The sequence below is a fragment of the Candidatus Poriferisocius sp. genome (genome assembly GCF_965208475.1).
Classification (GTDB): domain Bacteria; phylum Actinomycetota; class Acidimicrobiia; order Acidimicrobiales; family Bin134; genus Poriferisocius.
Map to the genome: position 1 here is coordinate 142,435 of NZ_OZ242338.1, position 21,187 is coordinate 163,621.

The window sequence follows — 21,187 nt, forward strand, 5'->3', positions numbered from 1 at the left end:
CTCCGAGAACGGGTTTTGCTTGGGTCGCACTGCCCAGCCCGGGTTGAACGACGATCTCATCGGCACCTCCAGCGCCACACAGTAGGGAATGCCTGTCTAAAGCGAGCCGCGACCTCGGTGTAGCACCATTTGCGAATATACCCGGTGAGCGGTGTATACCAAAACAAGTATTGGTACAGCGACATAGGGGCCTATGGCTATTCCCATTCCTGCCTGTGCGTCTGGACGTTGAGATACAGTAAGCCAAAATCCGAAACAAAAACCAGCAAAGATAATCAATCCCCCTGCTGCTGCTAGCATATGAGTGCGCATCAAGACAATGTACAAGGCCAAAAGTGGCCACCAGAATACTAAGGGTAGCAGAAATAAGTTTCTAAGCAGTAGCGTAGCAGTAATTTGCGGATCTATTTTCCACCCGCATAAGCAGCTAGCGAATACTGCCGATACTGCAACACTTAATCTGTAACGCATCAAGGTCACAATTAAGGACTGCCCCCTCAAGCTACCGCTTCGTAAACGAGATCAGCCCATGTGTAGCAAACTTCCCTGTGCAATCGTTCCCAAAAGTCATTCCACTTATGCTTGCAAGAAATCCGAAGGTCTTCATAAAACAACGTATCGCAAGAAGTCTTAGACACATAATGATAACCTTGGCGCAAGAGTTCGTAGCAGTAATCGTGGGCTCTACACGCGATATGAAAGTCATATACCCCATAGACAGAGTCTGCAATCACGTTACATTGTCCATCTTGTTCCACATTGCGGTGAACGCCCATTCCTGAGGTTGAACCAACTGGCCAGAACTCTGCATAGTCATAGAAGTTTATTCTTGGGCACGAACCGTTGTTTCTAAGATACGTTGAAGCCGACCAACTTATGCTATAACCATTATTGCAATGTATGTTATAGTAAGTGGGATCAGCATAAATCGGATAAGCTGCGTTCATATGATGAACTGTCAAGGTGATGCTATCTCGCGTTATGGTTTGCGTAATAGGTACTGTATTTCCGTTTGCATCGTAAGCCCAGGGTACGTCAATATATCCGATCACACTGTCATCACCGGTAGCATCTTCAGCCAACAATACAGCGTTGCCTACTTCTTTTTTGTAACTAATCTGACATTTTTAGGTATTTCTAATGCATAGGTATAGCTTGTTGGAGCCTCGGGACCATTAATAACAGTAATTACACGGGTGCCGTTGCCACGGATTGTCGCTACTTCTACTTGTAAATCGAACCTGCTTTCATAAATGACTTCAGCCAACCCACGTTTGGTGCCAATTTGCATCAATTGAGCTTCAAGAGGAAGTCCAATCAGGATATCTCCCTGTTGTCTAGTGTGGACTACCACTCTTTGCCTCGACGACAGCGGTAGGTTCAGACCTCGCTTAGCATCTAGTTGTTCAACAAGAGATGCCTTCAAATTTTCCTCAAAAGTAGGGTATCCTCAGATAATTGGTCTCCAGAGGATGTAACAGAAGGGAGAGAGGGAAGATGTGATTCTTGAGTGTCAGCAGTCTTGTCTGTTGTCAAAGAAGCAGCTAAAACGATTGAGTCTTGAGCGTCAGCAGTGTTACCTGTTGTCAAAGAAGCAGCTAAAACAGTCGTGAGCAGAACAACCTTGAAACTCTTCATCACGAATACGTTATAGCTGCCAGTCAAATGGGTCAAGCCAGGTCAGCCAGCGAAGTGTGACGAATTCCATTGTGGCGTTTGGGTCAGCTTCTGCGTCCAGTGAGATTGGGGTGCTCCCCTGAGGTTGGCCTGCTTGATCTGTGTCCCGCTTGCTGTGCCCGGTTCGTGGGAAGTATGGGCGGCATGGGCGAAGACCCCTGTAGTGAGGGTGTTGTTCACCAGTTCTCCTGCTATCGCATGGAATGGCCTGCAACTGCCCTTGTCGCGGTAGCGTCCGGTCATGACCGTTCGATGGGGAATTGCCGGACCAGGGGGCATTGCCGTTGGGTTTGCCAACGGGCTCCAGTTATTGGACGACGCCGAGATCTATGCCGTTGGGTCGCGCTCGGCCGACCGGGCCGCAGATTTCGCCGCCCTATACGGCGCTCCCGCGGCCTACGGCAGCTACGAGGGCATGGCCGCCGATCCCGATGTGGACGCGGTGTATGTGGCCACTCCTCAGTCCCGCCACGAGCAGGACACGCTGATGTTCTTGGAGGCGGGCAAGCCGGTGTTGTGCGAGAAGCCCTTTGCCCTCAACCAGGCCCAGAGCCAGCGGATGGTCGATGCCGCCCGGGAGCGGAGGCTGCTGCTGATGGAGGCCATGTGGAGCCGCTTCCTCCCCGCCTACCGGGTGCTGGCCGGGCTGCTCGAAGAAAAGGCCATCGGTGAGCCCCAGTTGGTGGAGGCCGACTTCGGGTTCCACCAGCCGTTCGATCCCGACCACCGGCTGTACGACCCCGAGCGGGGCGGCGGGGGACTCCTCGACCTGGGGGTGTACCCCGTGCAGTTTGCCTCGTTGGTGCTGGGCCCGCCGACCAGCGTGGTGGCCCAGGGCCGTATCGGCGAATCCGGGGTTGATGAGCAGGTGGCCGCCGTTCTCGGCCATGCCGGTGGTGAGCTGGCCGTGGTGAAGGCGGCCATCGTTGCCAATTTGGGCTGCACCGCCCGCATCGCCGGCACCGAGGGAACCATCGAGATCCCCGCGTTCATGCACTGCCCGACGTCGTTGACGGTGGTACGGGGATTTGAGCGAGAGGAGATCGACGGCGCCTGGGAGGGCGACGGCCTCCGCTTCCAAGTGGAGGAGTTCCACCGCTGCCTGGCCGCCGGGGAGTTAGAGAGCCCGGTCATATCCCACGCCGAGACTCTGTCGATCATGGGCACCCTCGACCAGATCCGCGGCCAGATCGGTCTGAGCTTCCCCAGCGAGTAAGCGGCTTCGCGCTCAGCGGGCGCCTACTTGACGGCGATGGGACAGCGCCTAGATCTCGATGAGGCGGGGCACGGTCCCAAAAATCAGCAGATCGCGGCCTATCTCAGTTGTGAGCCACTTGGATGAGCCGTACAGCGTGTCCACCACCATCATTCGTTTTAGCCACAGGTGAAAGCGGCGCTCGTTGGTGAAGCCGATCCCGGCCAGCACCTGCTGGGCGTGGGCCGCGGTGGTGAGGGCGGCTTTCCCGGCCAGCGACTTGGCCAGCGCGACCAGCATGGGGTCGGGGTCGCGAAGGCACGCCACGGCCAACGATTCCGCACCCTCGATCAGCACCAGCGACTCGGCCAGCTTGTGGCGGATGGCCTGAAACGACGCCACCGGGCGGCCGAACTGCACCCGGTCGATGGCGTGCTGTCGGGCTTCAGCCAACATCCACCGCGCTCCGCCGATGAGCTGGTGGGCCAGCGCCATCCGGGCGGCGGTCACTGCGGGCTCCCAGTTGCCCTCGGCCACCACCGGTGTCACGGCTTCGGTGGGGACGCGGGCCGACACATGGCGGTAGGCGTGGGCGGGGTCGATTCCTGTTGTCACCGATTCTCGAAGCCAGCCAGCATCGACCGAGGCCACCTCTGTGCCCGGGAACTCATCCACGGCAAATAGCACTGTGGTCGCCTGGTCTATCCGCGACGACACCAGCCCATCGACTACAAGAGGATTCTCATCCATCAGGGACCGGGGATCGCCTGGCTGGGGGGCCGCAGGGTTGGTATGTAGGTGGGCGGAAAACAACACGCAGACGGAAGGGGAGATAGGAAAGCCCAGCGCATGGGCCACCACGTCGTCGAGCAAGGTGGCGGCCGAGCCAGTTGCGCCGAGAGCGCCGAACGCAATCGCCGCCCCGTGGGCGGGGGCGGCGTCAAGCAGGTCGGCCCAGCCCAAGTCGTTGAGCGCTTGGTCGGCCTCGCCCGGGCCGGGTGCGTCGACCATAGCGGCTGCGAAACTGGTGGCAAGCAGCGCAGCTTCGTCGGCGTCGATGAATTCGCTCATGACTCCGGCCCCAAATCAAGCAATCGCCGGGCGACGATGTTGCGCTGGATTTCGGCAGTGCCCCCGTAGATGGGGGCTGCCTTGGAGTACAGGTAGTCGGTGCGCCACATGGCGGCCTCGGGACCCCCATCGAACTCCACCACGCCGGGAAGCAGGTCGCGGGCCGCCTCAAACAGTTGCTGTTCGGCCGACGTGATAAGGATCTTGTCGATCGATGTCTCCACGCCGAGCTGCTGGCCGCTGGCCAATCGGTACTGGGTGTCTCGGGATCGGCTGCGGAAGGCGATCAGCGACAGGAACACTTCGCCGAGGGTCTTGGCCGAAATGTCGCTTAGGTCGCCAGAATCCGATAGGTGGGCGACCAGATCGGAGAAGCGCCGGTGCAGCAGGGCTCCCCGGTGCCAGAACGTGGTGGAGCGCTCGTAGGGGAGGATGTCCATGGCCACCTGCCAGCCCCCGTTCTCCTCGCCGATGAGCCGGTCGGAGGGCACGAACACTTCGTCGAAGTGGACCTCGGCGAAGTCCAGCCGCCCGTGCATGGTCTCGATCGGGCTATAGGAGATGCCCGGCGAGTCGACGTCCACCAACAGGGCGGTGATTCCCTGGTGGGCGCTGCCCGGTTCGCCGGTGCGGACCAGCAGCACGCAGCGCTGGGAGTACTGGATGAAGCTGGTCCAGATCTTCTGGCCGCTCACCACCCAGCCGCCCCCGATCTTGGCCGCCCGGCACGAGATGGAGGCCAGGTCGCTGCCCGCGTCCGGCTCGGAGAACCCCTGGCACCACATCTCGTCGCCCCGGATGAACGGCGGCACCAGGCGGGCGGCAACCTCGGGCTGGGCGAAGTCGATGACGGCGGGGGCCAGCACTTCGATCATCGTCCAGGGGCTGGGGTCGGCCAGCCCCCGTAGGTTGATCTCCTCGCCGACGATGGCCCGCAGTAGCGGTGAGCCTCCCAACCCGCCGACCGACTCCGGCCATCCGTAGCGGCCGAATCCAGAGTCGAAAAGGGCCCGCTTCACTCGGGAGTAGTGCTCCATCTGCTCGTCCATCGAGCCAGCGCCCACGTACGGCGGGGTTAGCTCGTCGGCGTTGGCGGCGAGCCATGCTTCCAAGTCGCGGCGAAAGTTCTCAGGGTCCACCTCAGCACCAATCACAGACTGTCGTAGTCCACAATCGCATCGCAGTCAGGGATCGATTGGCAGGTGAGGATGAACCCGTCCTCCACCTCATCGGGTTCCAACACTTCATTAGCGCGCATGGTGACGCTTCCCTCCCGGAGCAGGGCCAAGCAGGTGGCGCAGTTTCCAGCCTCACAGGAGAACGGCGGGTTGAGTCCTGCCCGCCGGGCGGACTGGAGGATGGTGCTGCCCTCGACATAGGCCACCGTGCGGTGCCTGCCCTTGAAAATGATCGTCAAGCTGATAGAGCTGCTCACTGGGGATGGAGAGGATGAGATGTCAGCCCTAATGCTGGGCCAGATGGCGGGCGTGGGCGTATACGCCCTGGTCGTAGGAGAACTCCACCATGTTACCGTCGGGGTCGGCCAGCATGCAGATGTACCCGATAGGAGGCGGCATGTCGGTGGGGGGCATGGCCAGGCACTCCCCAGCGCTGCCCTTGGCCGCCGTTTCCTCCACCTCCTCGCGGCTGGTCAACTCAATGCCCAGGTGGGCAAAGGGTGCCAGCTTGGCGATGGGCGAGTTCTTGAACGGGTCGGTCTTAGGAAAGAACTGGGCCAGCACCAGGATGAACGGCGAATCGGGGGAGTCGCCGTGGCCCAGCCAGGCCCCGTAGCCCATGTGGTCCTCGCGCCGGTCGAGCAGCCGCATCGGGGTGTAGGTGGTGTACCAGTCGATGGTGGCGTCGATGTCGGCCACCCGCAGGGCGATGTGGGTCCAGCGGGCGGCAGGGGGGTGAACGTCGTAGACGGGGGCGTGATCGGTCACAGCAGCCTTACTCGTCGGTCCAGCCGTCGGGGATCTGCGGATCGTCGCCGCCCTTGGTCCACAAGATCAGGGTGTTGCCCCAGGGGTCCTTGAAGGCGGCGTTGAACCCGTTGAACTCGGCCCAGTAGTGGTCGCGCCACAGCTCGGTGGCCCCTCGGGCCAGCGCCCGTTCCATAATGGCGTCGGAGGAGTCGTCATCGCTCACTAGGATCCAGATCCGCACGGTGCGGCCGTCTTGAGACAGGCCACGGGGTTCTACGCCGGCGGGGTCGGGGTGGGGGCGGGCGTTGGCCGCGTTGTGTATCCCCATGTGCAGGTTGCCGATCTCGCTCTGTGAGCCGTCGTCCAACTGGAAGTTCTGGCCGGGGACGATCCGGTGGAACACGCCGGCGGGGCGGGGCTCCACCTCCCAGCCGAATACCTCGTGGTAGAAGGCAGCCGAGGCCTCGGGGTCATCGGAGGGGAAGTCAACGAAGATGAGGGTGTTTGGAAAGGTCATCGGCCCTATTTCTAGTTCATCTTCGGGGTCACCGCAGAGGCCAACGAGAGCGCGGTTGGATGCCCGAACGGTCGATGAGGGACCGGGCGGCTTGTCGGGCCTCGGCTTGCAACGAGTTGACGTCCACCGTGGTGCAGCGGCCGTCGGCCACCACCAACTGGCCGTCGACGAAGACGTCGGTCACTGAGCGGCCGCCGCCAGCCCAAACCAGCTGCAAGACGGGGTCGGGGCTGGGGGGCTGCCACTGGATTCCCGAGCGGTCGAACACCACGATGTCGGCGGCCTTGCCGGCCTCCAACGAGCCGATCCGGTCGGCCATGCCCACCGCTTCAGCCCCGGCGATGGTCAACAGCTCGAAGGCGTGGTGAGCGCCGAACTCGGTGGGATCGGCGGCAGTGTCTTTGGCCAGTCCGGCGAATAGGGCCGCGGCCCGCAGACCGTCGATGGCGTCGCCGGCGTTCTCAGTGTCGCATCCCAGCGCCAGCCGGCCTCCTCGTCGCCATAGGTCCAGATGGGCGAAGCGCTCGGTGAGCCCCTGGCCCAGTCGGAGATAGGCCCACGGGCAGGAGGCCACCGCTGTGTTGGTGGCTACCAGAGCCTCCAGCTCGGCGTCGTCGATGTGTACCGCGTGGCCCACCAGCGTGTTGGGGCCCAGAACCCCGAGGCGGTTGAGGTGTACCAGCGGACGGCGCCCGGTGCGCTCCAAATAGCTGGCTGCGTCGTTGGGGGTGGGGGAGAGGTGGAAGCTGAGCCTACGTCCGGCGGAGCGGGCCAGATCGGCGGCCGCCATCACCAAGCTGTCGGACATCAAGTCGTGGCCCACCAGCGTGACCGACGCCTCCACCAGGCCGCCGGGGGGATACCGCTCTATGAGATCCCGTTGGGCGTCGATTACCTCGTCGACCGGGCCTGACTGGGGCAGGTCTTCGGCGTCCGACCCCCAGCGGCCTATGGCCCCCCGCACGCCCACCGCGGCCATGGCCTGGGCCACCCGGTCGGGGTGGGCCACGGTGCCCGCGTCAATGGTGGTGGTGATCCCGTTGGCGGCCGCCTCGATCAGCCCCAGGGTGGCGGACAGCTCGTCGTCGTCGCCGGTCACATGCTCGTGGACGGGGACGATCCACTCGAAGATGGCCGCGCCGGGGGGCAGGTCGTCGGGTATGGCCGAGGCCACCAGCCGGTCAGCGGTCAGGTGCTGATGGGCGTTGACGAACCCGGGAGTGACCAGCGACCCAGGAGAGCCCCGCTCCAGCGAGTTCGGGTACTGCCGCCTGATGTCGTCGGCCTTGCCCACCGCGGCGATCACACCGCCGGTCACCGCAATCGCGCCCCCCGCAACAATGGTGCGCTCGGCGTCCATGGTCACGATGTCGCCGGTGATAACCCAGTCGGCCGCTGACACGTCAGTTGACGCTATCGGCGCATCGGTCGGGAAACAGGAAAAGGGCTAGGCGGTATCATCTGCCCATGAGCGGAAACGGTGCTTCCAACCAGCTTGTCGGACAGCACGCTCTGGACCACCACTGGTATCCCATCGCCCTCAGCGAAGATATCGCGCCGGGGCCGGTGGGTATACAGGTGCTCGGTCGGCGCTACGTGTTGTGGCGCTCAGACGACGGGTCGCTCACCGCGGCGCCCGACCGCTGCCCTCACCGGGAGTCCCCGCTGTCGGAGGGCCGAATGGTGGACGGCTGCGTGGAATGCCCCTACCACGGGTGGCGGTTCGGGGCCGGGGGCCGGTGCGAGCTGGTGCCGTCGTCGCCTCCGGGCACACCGGTGCCGCCCAAGGCTCACCTCAACACCGTTTCTGTTGAGGAGCGCTATGGACTGGTGTGGCTGTGTCCGGGCAAGCCGCTCGGGCGCATTCCCGAGATCCCCCAGGAGGCCAATCCGTCGTTCCGGCGGCTCAATACCCCCTTCCAGCAGTGGGCGGTGTCGGCCACCCGGATCACCGACAACTTCATGGACTTCTCCCACTTCCCGTTCGTCCACACCGCCACCTTCGGCATGGCCCAGGAGACGGTGGTTCCCCCGCTGGAGATGGGCGAGTTGCCCGACGGCTATCGGGGTTTCGTCTATGAGGTGAACGCCAACAACACCACCGACGCCGGCCAGACCGTCACCGGCCAAGAAGACGACGTGCTGCACCGCCGGATGACCACCGGATACGTTCTGCCGTTCTCGGTGCGAAGCACCATCGCCTACGAGTCCGGGCTGGAGCACATCTTGCTGCTGCTGACCACCCCGATGGACGACGTGAATTCGCTGTTCAACTTCGTGGTGTGGCGCAACGACGACTTCTCGGTACCAGCCGATGAGATCATGCAATTCGACCTGGCCATCGGCGCCGAGGACAAAGCCATGCTGGAGAAGCTCGAAGGCGGCCTCCCCATGGACCTCACCGCCACCGTCAGCGTCCAATCCGACCGCCCTTCCGTAGAATGGCGCCGCAGCCTCGCCGCCCTAATGGCCGAAGGCGGCGGCGCGGCCTGATGCGGGACGACCAGTGACGGCCGAAGACTGCATCGAAGGAGAAGGTCCCGACATTCCTGACCCCCACGGCGATATCGCAGCCGGGCGGTACACCCGCTTTCTCAACTCCGAGGAGTTCTTGGCGTCATTTGAAGAGGACGCGTGATCCTGGGCAGTGCCCCCCCCAATCTCCAAGATAAACTCTCCACGATTAGTGGGGAATCTCAGGGGCACTGTCTGAGGTTCCACGGATTATGGGCCGAGGGTGGTGAGGGGGATGACGGCTACTCCGTCGGGTCGCATATGGGCGGTTCTGGTGGCGGTGACCACTGCCATTAGCGCGAGCTGATTGGCGCGCCGCTTGTGGGCTTTGGCCCTCAGTCTTTTCAGGGCGGCGGCGGCTTCCTCGATTTGCCGGGGGCCTGAGTTCAGTTTGACCTCGAATGCCGCCCAGGTGCCGTCCAGACCCTGTATCACGATGTCGGTTTCCAGATCGTCTGAGTCGTAGTAGTGGAACGTGTCGAAGCCCAGCGGCTGGGCGTACACCCGCAGATCCCGCACGGCCAGCGACTCGAACAGACTGCCGAACATGGAGAAGTCGGCCATCAGGCCGTCTGGTGACGCTCCGACCAGGGCGGCGGCGAGCGACGGGTCCACGAGGTGCCGCTTCGGGGCCTTCCTCACGGTGGCCTTTGATCGCAGTTCCGGTGACCAGGCGGGCAGATCTTCCAACACGAAGATGCGTTGCAGCGCGTCCAGATATGAGGCCAGAGTCTGGGCCGCTGGCGGCGATGCTGGATTCATGTCCCGAGCGAGCTTGGCGGCTGACACGGGCGAGGCGATGCTGCGGGCGATGAGGCGCAGAAGGCCTTCGAGGGCGTCAGGGTTGTGTCGGACCCCGACGGCGTCTTCGATGTCGGTTCGTACAGCCTCTTGGACATAGTCGCGCGCCGAGGCCACGGCCGCGGACTGAGAGAGGTCGAGGCTGGCTGGCCATCCACCACGGCAGACGGCACTGGCCACCTCGAACAGGGTTGGGCGGTTTTCTGCTGCGGGCCTTGTGGTCCCTTCCAGCAGCCCGCGCAACGACACCTCCCCGCTGGAGACCCCTGTCTCGTACAGCGTCATCGGCCTCATCCTCATTCGCGTGATACGTCCGGTGCCTGTATGGCGGGTGATGTTGTCGGTGGGTTGGGCGGAGCCGGTGAGGATGAAATGGCCGGTGCCGGGTCGGTCGTCGCACGCACGGCGTATGCGGTTCCACAAGGCGGGGGCGTGCTGCCACTCGTCAATCAGAAGGGGAGGGGGACGGGATAGCAGGTAGTCCGGGTCGGTCTCAGCTAGGGCCAGCATGTCGGGGTCGTCTAGCCGAACTTCTGAGCAGGCGTGATTGCGAGACGTCCATGTCTTGCCAGTGCCTCTAGCCCCTTGAATCAGCACGGCGCCTCGGCGCTGCAAGGCACCTTCTACTTCGACCCCGGCAACTCGCTCCCGGTAGCCGGGCATCGTCAGGGTATCTGCCCTACCCATTTGCCCATCTTAGCAAATGGAGAAGACTTATCTTCAGATTTATGGGCAATTTATCTTTAGTTTTAGGGAAGATTTATATTTAGTTTTGGGGCACCAGGTTGGACAGGTGCCGCAGCCTCGCCGCCCTACTAGCCGAAGGCGGCGCGGCTTAAGGAGCGCTAACCGTCGCAAGGACCTTGCGAATGGTCGGACATACAGTTATGGAGCAGGCCGATTGTCAAGCTCTTGAGTGAGAGCTGTTGGTCCTCGGTGAAGGTTGGCGAGGTCGGGATTCATCCATCCGAGAAGTTCGATGCTTGATTCCACGACATCGGCAAGTGGGATCCGAGGCTCTTCTGGTGGCTTTCCCGGCTGACGAATTCCGTCGCTGATCTTCCGATGATGGACAGCAGCGTTTCGAAGGGCCTGAAGATTTGCCGCGGCTTGGTGTACGTGGCGTCGAATCGGGCGCTTTGGGCTTCCCCTCGCGTTTGTCTCGTTCCCCACCCTGAATCCGTGCATGAGGGTCTTGCGCCATAGGTTTTCGTCGTAATTCACTGTTTGTTGCGTTGCGGTAGTCGCCCCCTTGCTCAGGAGGTTCACCCAGACGCCGAATGTGAGGTCTGCCACGATCCGCCCAGGTCCCTCTATGCCCCGTCCCAGCTTCTTTCGGTGCTTTCGCACGACGTCGCCGATCATCTCACGGGTTTCGTCGTCCAACAGCAACTTCGGGGAACTCCACCATTTGGGCGTGCCGAATTGGGCTGTGAGCTGCCGGTGGATGGTGTTGCGGAGAGTCACCTCAACATCGCTGATCAGTGGCATCAGCGCCCCGACTAGGCGGAGGTTCCACTGATAGAACTCCCACGCAAGATCAAAGTCTCCGCCAGCATCGGCCAGGTACGGCTCAATCCGCTCCGATGACAAGGCCCTTTCCAAAGAACCTCTGGAAACACTCGCGCTCATGTCAGTGAGGCCGATAAGATGTGTGTATCCCCGGGTAGCTCATGTCTTCGGACAGGCCCCGGGGTATCGCCTTTTTGGGCTCTCCGCACCTCACTTGCTCGCACCCGCGAGTAGGCGCTCGCCCCGGATTCGGGATGGATTGCTGAGTTCTTCCAATCGGCGCATCAACCGTCGTCTCGTTACCGATCCGGTGTCGATGGCGTCATCGACGATGGCCTGTATGAATTCCTCATCTACGTGGGACTCGATGATGTCGACGACTGTGCGCTCCACAGTGGTGATGGCTGCTCCGTCAAGCACACAGGTGTCGGAATCAGGCAGGTGCCGATAGCAAAGCACGACGTTGGGATTGCTCATCGTGAAGTTGGGAGGGACGGTTAGGTGGACCTTCGACGGGTTCGATACTCCGAGTCCGTACGCGGACGCCGCCGACTCGTGCGACACAACGGCTCGTCCCTTCGACCACAGCACCCATCGGACCAGCCTATCGTGTAGGCCGATGGGCCACTCTGGAATCCGAATGATCCCTCTGTCGACGCGTTCCCAATTGCCATAGTCGACGTGATATTTCTGCGCTTGGTACGAATACCCGATTTCTAGGGCTTGAGCCGCAGTGAAATAGCCCGCCTGACTAGATGCCAGCCGGTACAGCGACCGGCGTAGGTGCTGTCGATCTGCGGGCATCCATTTAAACTACATGAATACTTTAGTTTTCTGATGCTGATCCTCTATTGAAACTGTAGTTCCCTGTGCAGCCGAAGGCGGCGGGGGCTAACTGGAATCGACGCCGGTTAGCGGGTCAGCTGTGGAGGAGGGCCTGTTGCCAGGCGGCGGTGGCCTCTACCTGGTTGAAGGTGAAGATGTGGAGGCCAACGATGCCCAGCGAGACCAGCTGGCTGCTGAGGGCATCCACCAGGTCGGATGGGTCGTGGGCCGATGAGCCGAGCAGCTTGGCCATCGAGCGGCGGTTCTTGCGGAGGTAGCGCAGCGACTGCCCGACGCCGAGGCGGGCGCCGATGGTGAGCAGCTTGGTCCGTTCCACCGCGCCGGGAATGCCCAGGTGTACCGGCAGGGTCAGTCCGTCGGCCCTCTCGGCCTTCAACCAGGCGATGATCCTGGCCGGGTCGAAGCACATCTGGGTGCTGCAATAGCCCCGCAGCCCGGCCTCGGCCAGCAGATCCTGCTTGGCGAACAGGGCGTGGCGGCGTACGTCCTCGCTGATGAGGGGGTGTCCGTCGGGATAGGCCGCCACGCCCACGGTGTTCAAGCCGTGGGCGTGCTCGAAAAGATCCCGCATGAAGCTGAGGGCGTCGGGGTAAGCCCCCGGCTCGGAGGCGTCTCCGCCGATCACGAAGGCGGTGGCCACCTCGTTGTCCTTGGCCCAGCCGGCCAAGTCTTCAACCTGGCCTCGGTCTCTCATCAGACGAGCCGAGAAATGGGGGATGACATGGTGCCCGCGATCGATCAACCGCTCGGCCAGCTCAAGGGTGGCGTCCTGTCCCTTTGCGGCTGACGCGGTCACCGAAACCCTTGACCTCTCGGGTAGCGCGTCGATGGCTCCAGCCGCGCTGTTCAGGGGAATCAGCTCGAAGACCGCGCTCCGAATGATCTCCCGGATATCCAGATTTGGCCCAGTCGTTTGCGGTTCTTCCCACTGCGTTAGACTGGCCGAGTCGTTCCGCATAACGGAACTGTACCATAATACGGACCAGAGGTGCAACGCTTGGGGAGCGCGGCATTACCCTTGAGGAGCAAGCTGGGCATCATGATGGAGGCAGGACATGGCTGAGGTCCCCGAGAAGGCCAAGTGCGTGGTCATAGGCGCGGGAATCGTGGGAAATTGCCTGGTCGGACACCTGGCCAAGATGGGGTGGACCGACCTGGTGTTGTTGGACAAGGGCCCGTTGCCCAACCCCGGCGGGTCTACTGGCCATGCCTCCAACTTCATCTTCCCGGTGGACCACAACAAGGAGATGTGCCTGCTGGGGGTGCAAAGCGCCAACCAGTATCGCGACCTGGGGCTTTCGGTGGATTCGGGCGGGATCGAAGTGGCCCGGACCCAAGAGCGGGTGGATGAGCTACAGCGTCGGATGACCTCGGCTGTCGCCTGGGGGGTCGAAGCCCATCTGCTCACCCCCGAAGAGGTGAAGGAACTGGTTCCGTTCGTAAACACCGATGTCGTCTTGCAGGGCTTCTACTGCCCCACGGTGTCGGTGGTGGACTCGCTGGAGACCGGCACCCAGATGCGCAACATCGCGGTGAACGGCGGCTGCCATGTGGCGGCCAATACCGAGGTGCTCGACATCATCACCGAAGACGGTCCCAACCCCGGCGACCGCATGGTCAAAGCAGTGGTCACCGACAAGGGCACCATCGAGACCGAATACGTGGTGATCGCTTGCGGAGTGTGGTCGAACCGGGTGGCCAACATGGCCGACGCCTACATCCCGCTGGTGCCCGCCGTGCACCAGATGGTGGACGTCGGCCCGCTCGACATCCTGGCCGAGACCAACAACGAGATCGGGTATCCCATCGTCCGGGACATGGACACCTTCTGCTACGAGCGCCAGTCGGCCGGGTCGATGGAGGTGGGGTCGTACGGCCACCGGCCCATCTTCCACCACCCAGACGAGATCCCCTCCAACGAGGAGGCCGCCCTGTCGCCTACCGAGATGCCGTTCACGGCCGACGACTTCGACCTCCAGATGGAGCAGGCCATCGACCTGATGGACATGCTGGGCGACGCCGAGATCAAGTACGCCATCAACGGCTTGCTGTCGCTCACCCCCGACGCCATGCCGTGCCTGGGCGAGCTGCCCGAGGTCCGCAACCTGTGGTCGGCCGCGGCCATCTGGGTAAAAGAAGGGCCGGGCATGGCCCAGGTGGTGGCCGAGTGGATGACCTTCGGCTACCCCCGGGTGATCGACGTCCACGGCGCCGACGTGTCCCGTTTCTATGCCGAGGAGAGGGGCGACGAACACATCTGGGACCGCTCAGCGGAGCACTTCAACAAGACCTACGGCATAGTCCACCCCCAAGAGCAGTGGGAGAGCCGCCGCAACCTCCGGGTCAGCCCCTACTTCTCCCGTCAGCAGGAGCTGGCGGCCGAGTTCTTCCAGGCCCGCACCTGGGAGCGCCCCCAGTGGTTCGAGTCCAACGCCGATCTGGTGGACCACTATGAGGTGGAGGGCCGGGAGGTGGAGTGGGATGCCCGGTGGTGGAGCCCCATCACCGTGGCCGAGCACCTGAACTTGCGGGAGAACTGCGGGATGGTGGACCTGAGCGCCTTTCAGGTCTTCGAGTTGAGCGGGCCCGGCGCGGTGGCCTATGCCGACTATCTGGCCGTCAACAAGGTGGACGTGCCGGTGGGCCGCTCCATCTACACTCCGTGGCTGACCCCCGACGGCGGGTTCCACTCCGATTTGACCATGATGCGGATGGACACCGACCGGGTGCGCATCGTCACCGGCGTGTTCGACGGCGGCCGCGACGAGTTCTGGGCCCGCCGCCACCTGCCGGTCGACGGCTCGGTGAGCTTCGTCAACATGACCGATCAGATCACCACCCTCGGGGTGTGGGGGCCCAACTCCCCGAAGGTGATCGGCGCGCTCACCAGCCAAGACCTCAGCCAAGACGGGTCGCCCTACGGCTCGCTCGTCGACGTGGAGCTGAAGTGCGACGGGAGCACCATTGCGGCCACGCTGTTTCGCATCTCCTATGTGGGCGACACCGGCTGGGAGATCTACGCCGCCTGGGACGACGGGCCCGCGCTGTGGGACGCGCTCATGGCGGTGGGCGCCGACTACGGGCTGCGCCCCACCGGCGGCGGGGTGTATGGCACCTCTGGCCGGCTGGAGAAGGGCTACCGGCTCATGGGTGCCGAGTTGGAGAGCGAGTACAACCCGCTGGAGGCCGGTCTGGCCCGGCCCAAGGTGAAGGCTGCCCCGTTCATCGGCAAGGATGCCTACCTGGCCGCCCGGGAGATGGGCGACCCTGAGGTGTCAATGTGCGTGCTCACCGTGGAGGACCTGACCGATAGCCAGGGCCGCAAGCGCTACATGCAGGGGGGTAACGAGCCGATTCTGACGCAGGACGGCCAGCGGATAACCGACTCCCACGGCCGGGTGTCGCGGGTGACCACCGCGGGGCCGGGGCCGTCGGTGGGCAAGCACCTGCTGATGGCCTATCTCCCCGCTGAGCTGGCCCAGCCCGGCACCGACCTCCAGGTGATGTACATGAACGAGCTCTTCCCGGTGAAGGTGGCCAGCATCGGAGCGGTGTTCGATCCGCAAGACACCCGGTTGAGGGGCTAGCGGAGCCGTCGCCATGAGGATCTTGGTTGGGGTGACGGAAACAGACCGGCCATGAGGATCTTGTGCTGTGTGAAGCGGGTGGCGGCGCCCGGCGCCAAGATCAACGTGACCGACGACGGCATGGCCGTGGACGCCACCCACTTGGGCTTCGCCACCAGCCCTCACGAAGAGTGCGGGGTGGAGGAGGCCGTGCAGCTCACCGAGCGCCACGGCGGCGAGGTGACCGTGCTCACGCTGGGACCGCCGGAGGCGGCTGATCAACTGCGCTACGCCGCCTCGGTGGGGGCACACCACGGCGTGCTGGTGGCCACCGACGGCTCGGCCTGGGATCCCCAGCGCACCGCGACAGCGCTCACTGAGGCCGTCCGGGGCCTGGAGGCCGCCGACGGCCCCTTCGACCTGTTGGTGTTCGGCAACGAGTCGGCCGACTCCGGGGGCTTCCAGGTGGGGGTGCGGGTGGCCTACGCCCTGGGCCGTCCCATCGTCAACGGCATCAAGGGCATCGAGGTGGATTTCGAGACCGGTGCCGGAGTGGTGAAGGCTCGCCGAGAGATCGACGGTGGTTTCGAGGTGTACGAGCTGCCCATGCCGGCTGCCGTCGGGGTAAAGGAGGGCATCAACCTGCCCCGATACCCCACCATGAGGGGGCGGCTGGCGTCCAAGAAGCTGGAGGTCGCCGAGGTGGCCTCCGATGCCGGGCCCGGCGGGCAGTTGTTGGTGCGGCTGCATCGGCCCCGCGAGGCGGTCACCGAGACAGTGGTGTTGGGGAACGGCCCCGAGGCCGCCCCTGCCGTGGTGGACGTGCTAGAGGAACTGGGAGTGGTGTGATGCTGCTGGCGGTACTGGAGCACGACCGGGGGGCGATGGATGAGGCTGCTCGGGAGGCGCTGACCGCTGGGCGGGGATTGGCGGCCCAGATGGGAGTGCCGCTTCATGCTGCGCTCATCGGTGCTGACGACGCCGAGCTGGTGGCCGAGGCCGGGGCCTTTGGAGCGGAGGCGGTGTACACCGTCGTCGGCGACGTGCTGGCCGATTTCGGCCCCGAGGGGTGGGGGGAGGCGGTAGCCGAGTTGATTCGACGGCTCAATCCGGCGGCGGCGCTGGCTGGCGGCAGCGAGCGGGGCAACGAGGTCATGGCCCAGGTAGCCGCCCGCCTTGATCTGCCGATGGTGGCCAACTGCATCGATATCCAACCCGACAGCGGATCGGGGGAGTGGACCATGACCCGCCAGCAGTGGGGTGGATCGCTGCTGGAGGACGCAAGGCTCCAGTCGAAGCTGCCCCTGTTGACCAGCGGTCTGCACGCATTGGCCGCCCAGCCGGCCGATTCGCCGGTTGCGCCTGTCATCCAGGAGATGGGGGTAGACCTAGACCCTTCGCTGGCCCGCACCATGGTCAAAGACCGGGTGGTGCTGGAAGCCGGGGTTACCCTGCCGACCGCGCCGGTGGTGATCGGCGGCGGTCGGGGAGTGGGATCGGCCGAGGCCTTCGCTCCCTTGGAGGAGCTAGCCGGGATGCTGGGTGGCCGGGTGGGTTGCAGCCGGGCGGTGACCAACAACGGCTGGCGGCCCCACTCCGATCAGGTGGGCCAGACCGGCACCCGCATCACCCCCGAGATCTACATCGCCACGGGCATCTCCGGCGCCATCCAGCACTGGGTGGGCGCCAAGGCCAGCAAGCACATCTTGGCCATCAACATCGACCCCGAGGCCAACATGGTGGTCAAAGCCGACTGGGCTGTCATCGCCGACCTCCACGAGATGATCCCCGCCATCACCGAAGAGATCAAGCGCCGCCGCGCCTGACCCAACCGGGCTCAGCAGCCCTTGTAGTTCAAGATGGCGGTAAGGCGGTGGTCAATGTCCACCAGGTCTTGCTGGGCTTCCATCACCGCGGCGATGGAGCGGTAGGCGCCGGGGGCCTCGTCGGTGAGCTTGTCGGCCTGGTCGGCCTGCCAGGTTCGCCCGGCCATCAGCTCAGTGAGCTGCTCGGGGGTGATCTCCTGTTTGGCCCGGGTGCGGCTCATCAGCCGGCCCGCGCCGTGCGACGCTGAGTGGTACGACTGGGAGCATCCCCGCCCGGTGACAACATAGGTGTCGTCTCCCATGCTGCCGGGGATGACCCCCCGGTCGCCCTCGCGGGCCCGGATGGCACCCTTGCGGGTCACCCACATCACTGCGCCGCCGTGGGTTTCCTTCTCGGCATAATTGTGGTGGCAGTCGATGGTGTCGGCCGGGGTGAAGTCCAGTCCGGTGGCGGCTCGCAGCGCGCCCAGAACGGCCTCGGTCATCAGCGCCCGGTTGGCCCGGGCGTAGTCCTGGGCCCACAGCATGTCGGCCACGTAGGCGTCGAACCCGTCGTCGCCCTCGATCAGGTAGGCCAGGTCGCGGTCTTCCAGTTCCCGGCCCGCCTTCCGGCAGGTCTTTTGCGCAGCCTTGATGTGCATTTTGGCCAGGGCGTTGCCCACGCCCCGCGATCCGGAGTGCAGCACCACCCAAACGCCGTCGTCGGCGTCCAGGCTCATCTCGACGAAGTGGTTGCCGCCGCCCAGGGTGCCGAGCTGGGCGCCCATCTTGGCCTTGACCTTGTTGTGGACTGCCGCCTTGTTGGGGAGCCGACGGTCTCGCAGCCAGTCGCGGGCCGCCATGGTGGCCTCCGGGTGGGCGTTGAACCCCGACGGCACCGCAGCGGCGATGGCGTCCAGTGCGCCGCTGAGGTTGTCGGGCAGCTGCGACGCGGTATGCGAAGTGCGGACCGCGGTCATCCCGCAGCCCAAGTCCACTCCCACCGCGGCGGGAATGATGGCCGCCTCAGTGGGGATCACCGATCCGATGGTGGCTCCCATACCCACATGGGCATCGGCCATCAACGCCACCGGCCCCGACACCGCCGGACTGCGAGCCGTCCGCTGGGCCTGCACCAAGGTCTCCGCTTCCGCGTCAAACGCCCAGCTCACCACTGAGCGCCCTACTCCCGCTTCCACCGTTACCGGCCCCCGCATGCTCATAGCTTCATTCTTTAGGATTTCACGCACCGCTCCCAGTGAATTACCAGTCCAAAACTCCTAGCCCTTCGAGTTCGGCAGCCTCTGACAAGCGGCGGTCCAAGCACATGAAAGGAAGCGATTCTCCATCTAGTTGCTCGCTAATCAACAGGGCCGCACCGAGCTGACCAGCGTCAGCATCCCTCAGGGGGTGTCGGGCCAGGAGCAAACTGGCACGCGACCTCACAGCCAAGACCTCGGTTACCTCATCCCAGGTGTCTGCAAAGGTTTCCAGCCGCCCAATAACTTGCCGCCGATCTTGACGCGACAGGGCACCCTCCCGAGTCCGCCGCTCAATTGCGCTAACTATTTCGACCCGCGTCCACGCCCACGTGATGACGGCGCTGTCATCCGCCAGCCAGGATCGGGACAGATCGGAGTTCGGTTCCGAGACAACAAGAGGGACTAGCGCTGAGGCGTCCCAGTACCTCACAAGCGGTCGGCGCGATCTTGATCTAGGGCCTCGGAGATGCTGGTTTGCAGCGTCAACGGCGGCTCGTCCAGGATCGCGGCCGAGTCTCCCTGGCCCGGGCGCAGAACCCCCGTTCTGATCAGCCTCTCCCTGTGGCTATCGCCGGAGAAGGTCGCGGGAACCAGCCGGGCGACTGGCTTGCCCCGATCCAGAATCTGAATCTCGCCACCACGCCGAACCTCACGAAGGTGGCGAGACAGGTTCGCCTTCAAGTCGGAAACCGATACTGTACTCATTATGACTAGTTTAGTCGCGTCAACTTGACTAATAGGGGCTGATTTATAGGCTCAGGCGGTGAGCTGGGCTGCGAGGCGGTTGGCGGCGGCGACTAGGGCGAGGCCGTGGTCGTGGGCTATGTCGGGGTCGGGGTAGCGGTAGGCGGGGCCGTGGACGTGGAGGGCGGCCAGCGGCCGGCCGTCGTCGTCCAAGACGGGAGCGGCCACCGCGTTGATTCCCTCGGCGAACTCCTCGTAGCCCCAGGCGTAGCCCAGGCTGCGGGATTGGGTTAGGCGCTCCCGCAGGACGTCGGGGTCGAGGTTGGTCCACGGGGTGCACTGCTCCAGCGGCTGGGCCAGATGGGCCTCCTGCTCGTCGGAGGGCAGGTGAGCCAGCATGACCACACCGGAGGACACGGAATGGAGCGGGGCGTACTCGCCGGTCCAATCCCGCAGTTGCACATCAGACGACGACTCGGTGTGATCTAGGTAGTAGATCCGGCCGTCGTCGATGATCGACAGCCCGGCAACCTCCCCCAGCGCCTCGGCCAGTTCCAACAGGTGCGGCCGGGCGGCGGCCACCAGGCTGCGGCCGGCTGGGACTGCGCCAGCGATGTCGATCAAGCCATCTCCGATCCGGTAGGCCCCGCCAGTCTCAACCTGTTCCACTGCGCCCTCAGCCTCTAGCGCAGCCAACAGCCGGGCCACCGTGCTCTTGGGAAGCTCCACCCGATCGGACAGCTCGGTCACCCCCAAAGGCCCTTGGGCGAGCGTGCGCAGCAGCAAGAACGCCCGCTGAACCGACTGCACCGCCATTCCCGCAGGATACCGAGCGTTCAAGACTGTTCCGCAATGCGGAACACATGAATCTGCTTGCCGCGACGCACCAGCGACCAGCCTCAGTGCCAGACAGATCGTTTCGCGGTTCGCCGTCGGGAATGGCACACTGGATCTGTGACCGTTGACTCCGAGATGCCATGGTGGCAGCGCATGGTTGAGGCCAGTGCCAAGTCGGACCAAGACCGCGGTCCGACCCCTCTCGACCCCGGCGAGAAGTTGGTTTCGCTACTGGACATGGCGATGCATCTGCCAAGGAGCTACAGCGACGACTTGGAGTATCCCCCATTTCCCCATCGGCGATCCCAATGAACAGAGATGAGTAGAACGACCAGGCCAATCGATTTGGTTGGCATGTTGTTCCGCGTGCATGAAGCGCTCGACAGCGCAGGGCTTCACCATGCCTTTGGCGGTGCCCTGGCCCTGGCATGGTGCGTTTCTGAACCGCGTGCGACAGCCGATATCGACCTCAACGTCTTTCTGCCGGTCAGCGACCTCGACCAATTGCTGGCCGCGCTTCCCGCTGAAGTCGAGGTATCCGAGCAGTCGCGGTCACGATTCGACGAGGATGGTCAAGCTCGTCTGTGGTGGAACGGGGTGCCTCTGGACGTGTTCCTCTCCACCGACGAGTTTCATGCCGATGTTGGAGGCCGGATTGTTCTACGCCCCCTGCTAGGGGCGCACCTGCCATTTCTGGCGTGCCGCGATCTAGCAGTGTTCAAGGCGTTTTTCGATCGTGCAAGAGACTGGGTCGACATTGATCTGATGGTCGCCGCCGGATCGTTCGACATCTCCGACGTCGTCTTGGTGCTTCGAGACCACCTCGGCGCCGACGACCACCGCATTGCTCGGCTCGAAGCCATGCAGGGCGAGACCAGCGCAGGTGGAAACGAGATGGGGTAGTTGCCTAAAGCGTCGAAAACTGAGCTAGCCCTGATTGTTCATGAGAATTCCTGATTTGCTTTGGGCGGG

The 21,187-nt window shown here is 63.6% G+C and carries 24 protein-coding genes; 7 read left to right on the forward strand and 17 right to left on the reverse strand.

Annotated elements, in window-relative coordinates:
• Nucleotides 1-497: 497 nt before the first annotated feature.
• The 3 genes from ACOGXA_RS00695 to ACOGXA_RS00705 all read right to left on the reverse strand — a co-directional run bounded on the left by ACOGXA_RS00695 (nt 498) and on the right by ACOGXA_RS00705 (nt 1,638).
• Entirely contained in the window at nt 498-1,082 is a 585-nt protein-coding gene (locus ACOGXA_RS00695; protein ID WP_419925380.1) for a phospholipase A2, read from the reverse strand.
• 14 nt (nt 1,083-1,096) lie between these two features.
• Entirely contained in the window at nt 1,097-1,354 is a 258-nt protein-coding gene (locus tag ACOGXA_RS00700) for a hypothetical protein (protein ID WP_419925381.1), read from the reverse strand.
• A gap of 68 nt (nt 1,355-1,422) precedes the next feature.
• Nucleotides 1,423-1,638 carry a hypothetical protein gene (locus ACOGXA_RS00705; RefSeq protein WP_419925382.1) on the reverse strand — a complete coding sequence of 72 codons (216 nt, stop codon included), beginning with the start codon at nt 1,636-1,638 and terminating at the stop codon, nt 1,423-1,425.
• A 280-nt stretch (nt 1,639-1,918) separates the two neighbouring features.
• Here ACOGXA_RS00705 and ACOGXA_RS00710 point away from each other — a divergent pair, with 280 nt between their 5' ends.
• Nucleotides 1,919-2,893, forward strand: coding sequence for a Gfo/Idh/MocA family protein (locus ACOGXA_RS00710; RefSeq protein WP_419925383.1), 975 nt, complete (start codon nt 1,919-1,921; stop codon nt 2,891-2,893).
• A 48-nt stretch (nt 2,894-2,941) separates the two neighbouring features.
• Here the strand turns inward: ACOGXA_RS00710 and ACOGXA_RS00715 are convergent, their stop codons facing one another.
• The 6 genes from ACOGXA_RS00715 to ACOGXA_RS00740 are packed head-to-tail and all read right to left on the reverse strand — an operon-like array spanning nt 2,942 to nt 7,790.
• Complete coding sequence (locus ACOGXA_RS00715; protein ID WP_419925384.1) at nt 2,942-3,943, reverse strand: acyl-CoA dehydrogenase family protein; 1,002 nt, start codon at nt 3,941-3,943, stop codon at nt 2,942-2,944.
• Entirely contained in the window at nt 3,940-5,082 is a 1,143-nt protein-coding gene (locus ACOGXA_RS00720; RefSeq protein ID WP_419925385.1) for an acyl-CoA dehydrogenase family protein, read from the reverse strand. The genes ACOGXA_RS00715 and ACOGXA_RS00720 overlap by 4 nt, the downstream gene beginning before the upstream one ends.
• Before the next feature lie 11 nt (nt 5,083-5,093).
• Nucleotides 5,094-5,360, reverse strand: a complete 267-nt coding sequence (locus ACOGXA_RS00725; protein ID WP_419925386.1) for a 2Fe-2S iron-sulfur cluster-binding protein — start codon at nt 5,358-5,360, stop codon at nt 5,094-5,096.
• 46 nt (nt 5,361-5,406) lie between these two features.
• Complete coding sequence (locus ACOGXA_RS00730; RefSeq protein ID WP_419925387.1) at nt 5,407-5,889, reverse strand: VOC family protein; 483 nt, start codon at nt 5,887-5,889, stop codon at nt 5,407-5,409.
• 7 nt (nt 5,890-5,896) lie between these two features.
• On the reverse strand, nt 5,897-6,388 hold the full coding sequence (locus ACOGXA_RS00735) for a VOC family protein (RefSeq protein ID WP_419925388.1): 492 nt from the start codon (nt 6,386-6,388) through the stop codon (nt 5,897-5,899).
• A 28-nt stretch (nt 6,389-6,416) separates the two neighbouring features.
• Nucleotides 6,417-7,790 (reverse strand): amidohydrolase family protein, encoded by a 1,374-nt coding sequence (locus ACOGXA_RS00740; RefSeq protein ID WP_419925389.1) that lies wholly within the window; start codon nt 7,788-7,790, stop codon nt 6,417-6,419.
• A gap of 65 nt (nt 7,791-7,855) precedes the next feature.
• Here ACOGXA_RS00740 and ACOGXA_RS00745 point away from each other — a divergent pair, with 65 nt between their 5' ends.
• Both ACOGXA_RS00745 and ACOGXA_RS00750 read left to right on the forward strand, forming a co-directional pair.
• Entirely contained in the window at nt 7,856-8,881 is a 1,026-nt protein-coding gene (locus tag ACOGXA_RS00745) for a Rieske 2Fe-2S domain-containing protein (RefSeq protein WP_419925390.1), read from the forward strand.
• Nucleotides 8,882-8,894: 13 nt separating this feature from the next.
• Nucleotides 8,895-9,026, forward strand: a complete 132-nt coding sequence (locus ACOGXA_RS00750) for a hypothetical protein (protein ID WP_419925391.1) — start codon at nt 8,895-8,897, stop codon at nt 9,024-9,026.
• An 86-nt stretch (nt 9,027-9,112) separates the two neighbouring features.
• Here the strand turns inward: ACOGXA_RS00750 and ACOGXA_RS00755 are convergent, their stop codons facing one another.
• The 4 genes from ACOGXA_RS00755 to ACOGXA_RS00770 form a co-directional block, all read right to left on the reverse strand.
• On the reverse strand, nt 9,113-10,390 hold the full coding sequence (locus tag ACOGXA_RS00755; RefSeq protein ID WP_419925392.1) for an ATP-binding protein: 1,278 nt from the start codon (nt 10,388-10,390) through the stop codon (nt 9,113-9,115).
• 198 nt (nt 10,391-10,588) lie between these two features.
• Nucleotides 10,589-11,308, reverse strand: a complete 720-nt coding sequence (locus tag ACOGXA_RS00760; RefSeq protein WP_419925393.1) for a hypothetical protein — start codon at nt 11,306-11,308, stop codon at nt 10,589-10,591.
• Between the two features lie 117 nt (nt 11,309-11,425).
• Nucleotides 11,426-12,019, reverse strand: a complete 594-nt coding sequence (locus tag ACOGXA_RS00765) for a type IV toxin-antitoxin system AbiEi family antitoxin domain-containing protein (protein WP_419925394.1) — start codon at nt 12,017-12,019, stop codon at nt 11,426-11,428.
• A 115-nt stretch (nt 12,020-12,134) separates the two neighbouring features.
• Nucleotides 12,135-12,857, reverse strand: coding sequence for a 5,10-methylenetetrahydrofolate reductase (locus ACOGXA_RS00770; protein WP_419925395.1), 723 nt, complete (start codon nt 12,855-12,857; stop codon nt 12,135-12,137).
• A 259-nt stretch (nt 12,858-13,116) separates the two neighbouring features.
• Here ACOGXA_RS00770 and ACOGXA_RS00775 point away from each other — a divergent pair, with 259 nt between their 5' ends.
• From ACOGXA_RS00775 to ACOGXA_RS00785, 3 genes are all read left to right on the forward strand, one after another.
• Nucleotides 13,117-15,648 (forward strand): GcvT family protein, encoded by a 2,532-nt coding sequence (locus ACOGXA_RS00775; RefSeq protein WP_419925396.1) that lies wholly within the window; start codon nt 13,117-13,119, stop codon nt 15,646-15,648.
• 69 nt (nt 15,649-15,717) lie between these two features.
• Nucleotides 15,718-16,476, forward strand: coding sequence for an electron transfer flavoprotein subunit beta/FixA family protein (locus ACOGXA_RS00780; protein ID WP_419925397.1), 759 nt, complete (start codon nt 15,718-15,720; stop codon nt 16,474-16,476).
• Nucleotides 16,476-17,453: an electron transfer flavoprotein subunit alpha/FixB family protein gene (locus tag ACOGXA_RS00785; protein ID WP_419925398.1), complete on the forward strand. Its 978-nt coding sequence runs from the start codon at nt 16,476-16,478 to the stop codon at nt 17,451-17,453. The genes ACOGXA_RS00780 and ACOGXA_RS00785 overlap by 1 nt, the downstream gene beginning before the upstream one ends.
• 11 nt (nt 17,454-17,464) lie before the next feature.
• Here ACOGXA_RS00785 and ACOGXA_RS00790 read toward each other — a convergent pair whose 3' ends face one another.
• The 4 genes from ACOGXA_RS00790 to ACOGXA_RS00805 are packed head-to-tail and all read right to left on the reverse strand — an operon-like array spanning nt 17,465 to nt 20,194.
• Nucleotides 17,465-18,655 carry an RtcB family protein gene (locus tag ACOGXA_RS00790; RefSeq protein ID WP_419925399.1) on the reverse strand — a complete coding sequence of 397 codons (1,191 nt, stop codon included), beginning with the start codon at nt 18,653-18,655 and terminating at the stop codon, nt 17,465-17,467.
• Nucleotides 18,656-18,695: 40 nt separating this feature from the next.
• Entirely contained in the window at nt 18,696-19,124 is a 429-nt protein-coding gene (locus tag ACOGXA_RS00795) for a type II toxin-antitoxin system VapC family toxin (RefSeq protein WP_419925400.1), read from the reverse strand.
• Nucleotides 19,121-19,399 carry a type II toxin-antitoxin system Phd/YefM family antitoxin gene (locus tag ACOGXA_RS00800; RefSeq protein ID WP_419925401.1) on the reverse strand — a complete coding sequence of 93 codons (279 nt, stop codon included), beginning with the start codon at nt 19,397-19,399 and terminating at the stop codon, nt 19,121-19,123. Before ACOGXA_RS00800 ends, ACOGXA_RS00795 begins: the two co-directional genes overlap by 4 nt.
• Before the next feature lie 51 nt (nt 19,400-19,450).
• A complete protein-coding gene (locus ACOGXA_RS00805) occupies nt 19,451-20,194 on the reverse strand; it encodes an IclR family transcriptional regulator (RefSeq protein ID WP_419925402.1) in 744 nt (247 codons plus the stop codon).
• A gap of 375 nt (nt 20,195-20,569) precedes the next feature.
• Here ACOGXA_RS00805 and ACOGXA_RS00810 point away from each other — a divergent pair, with 375 nt between their 5' ends.
• A complete protein-coding gene (locus ACOGXA_RS00810; protein ID WP_419927018.1) occupies nt 20,570-21,118 on the forward strand; it encodes a hypothetical protein in 549 nt (182 codons plus the stop codon).
• Nucleotides 21,119-21,187: the final 69 nt, after the last annotated feature.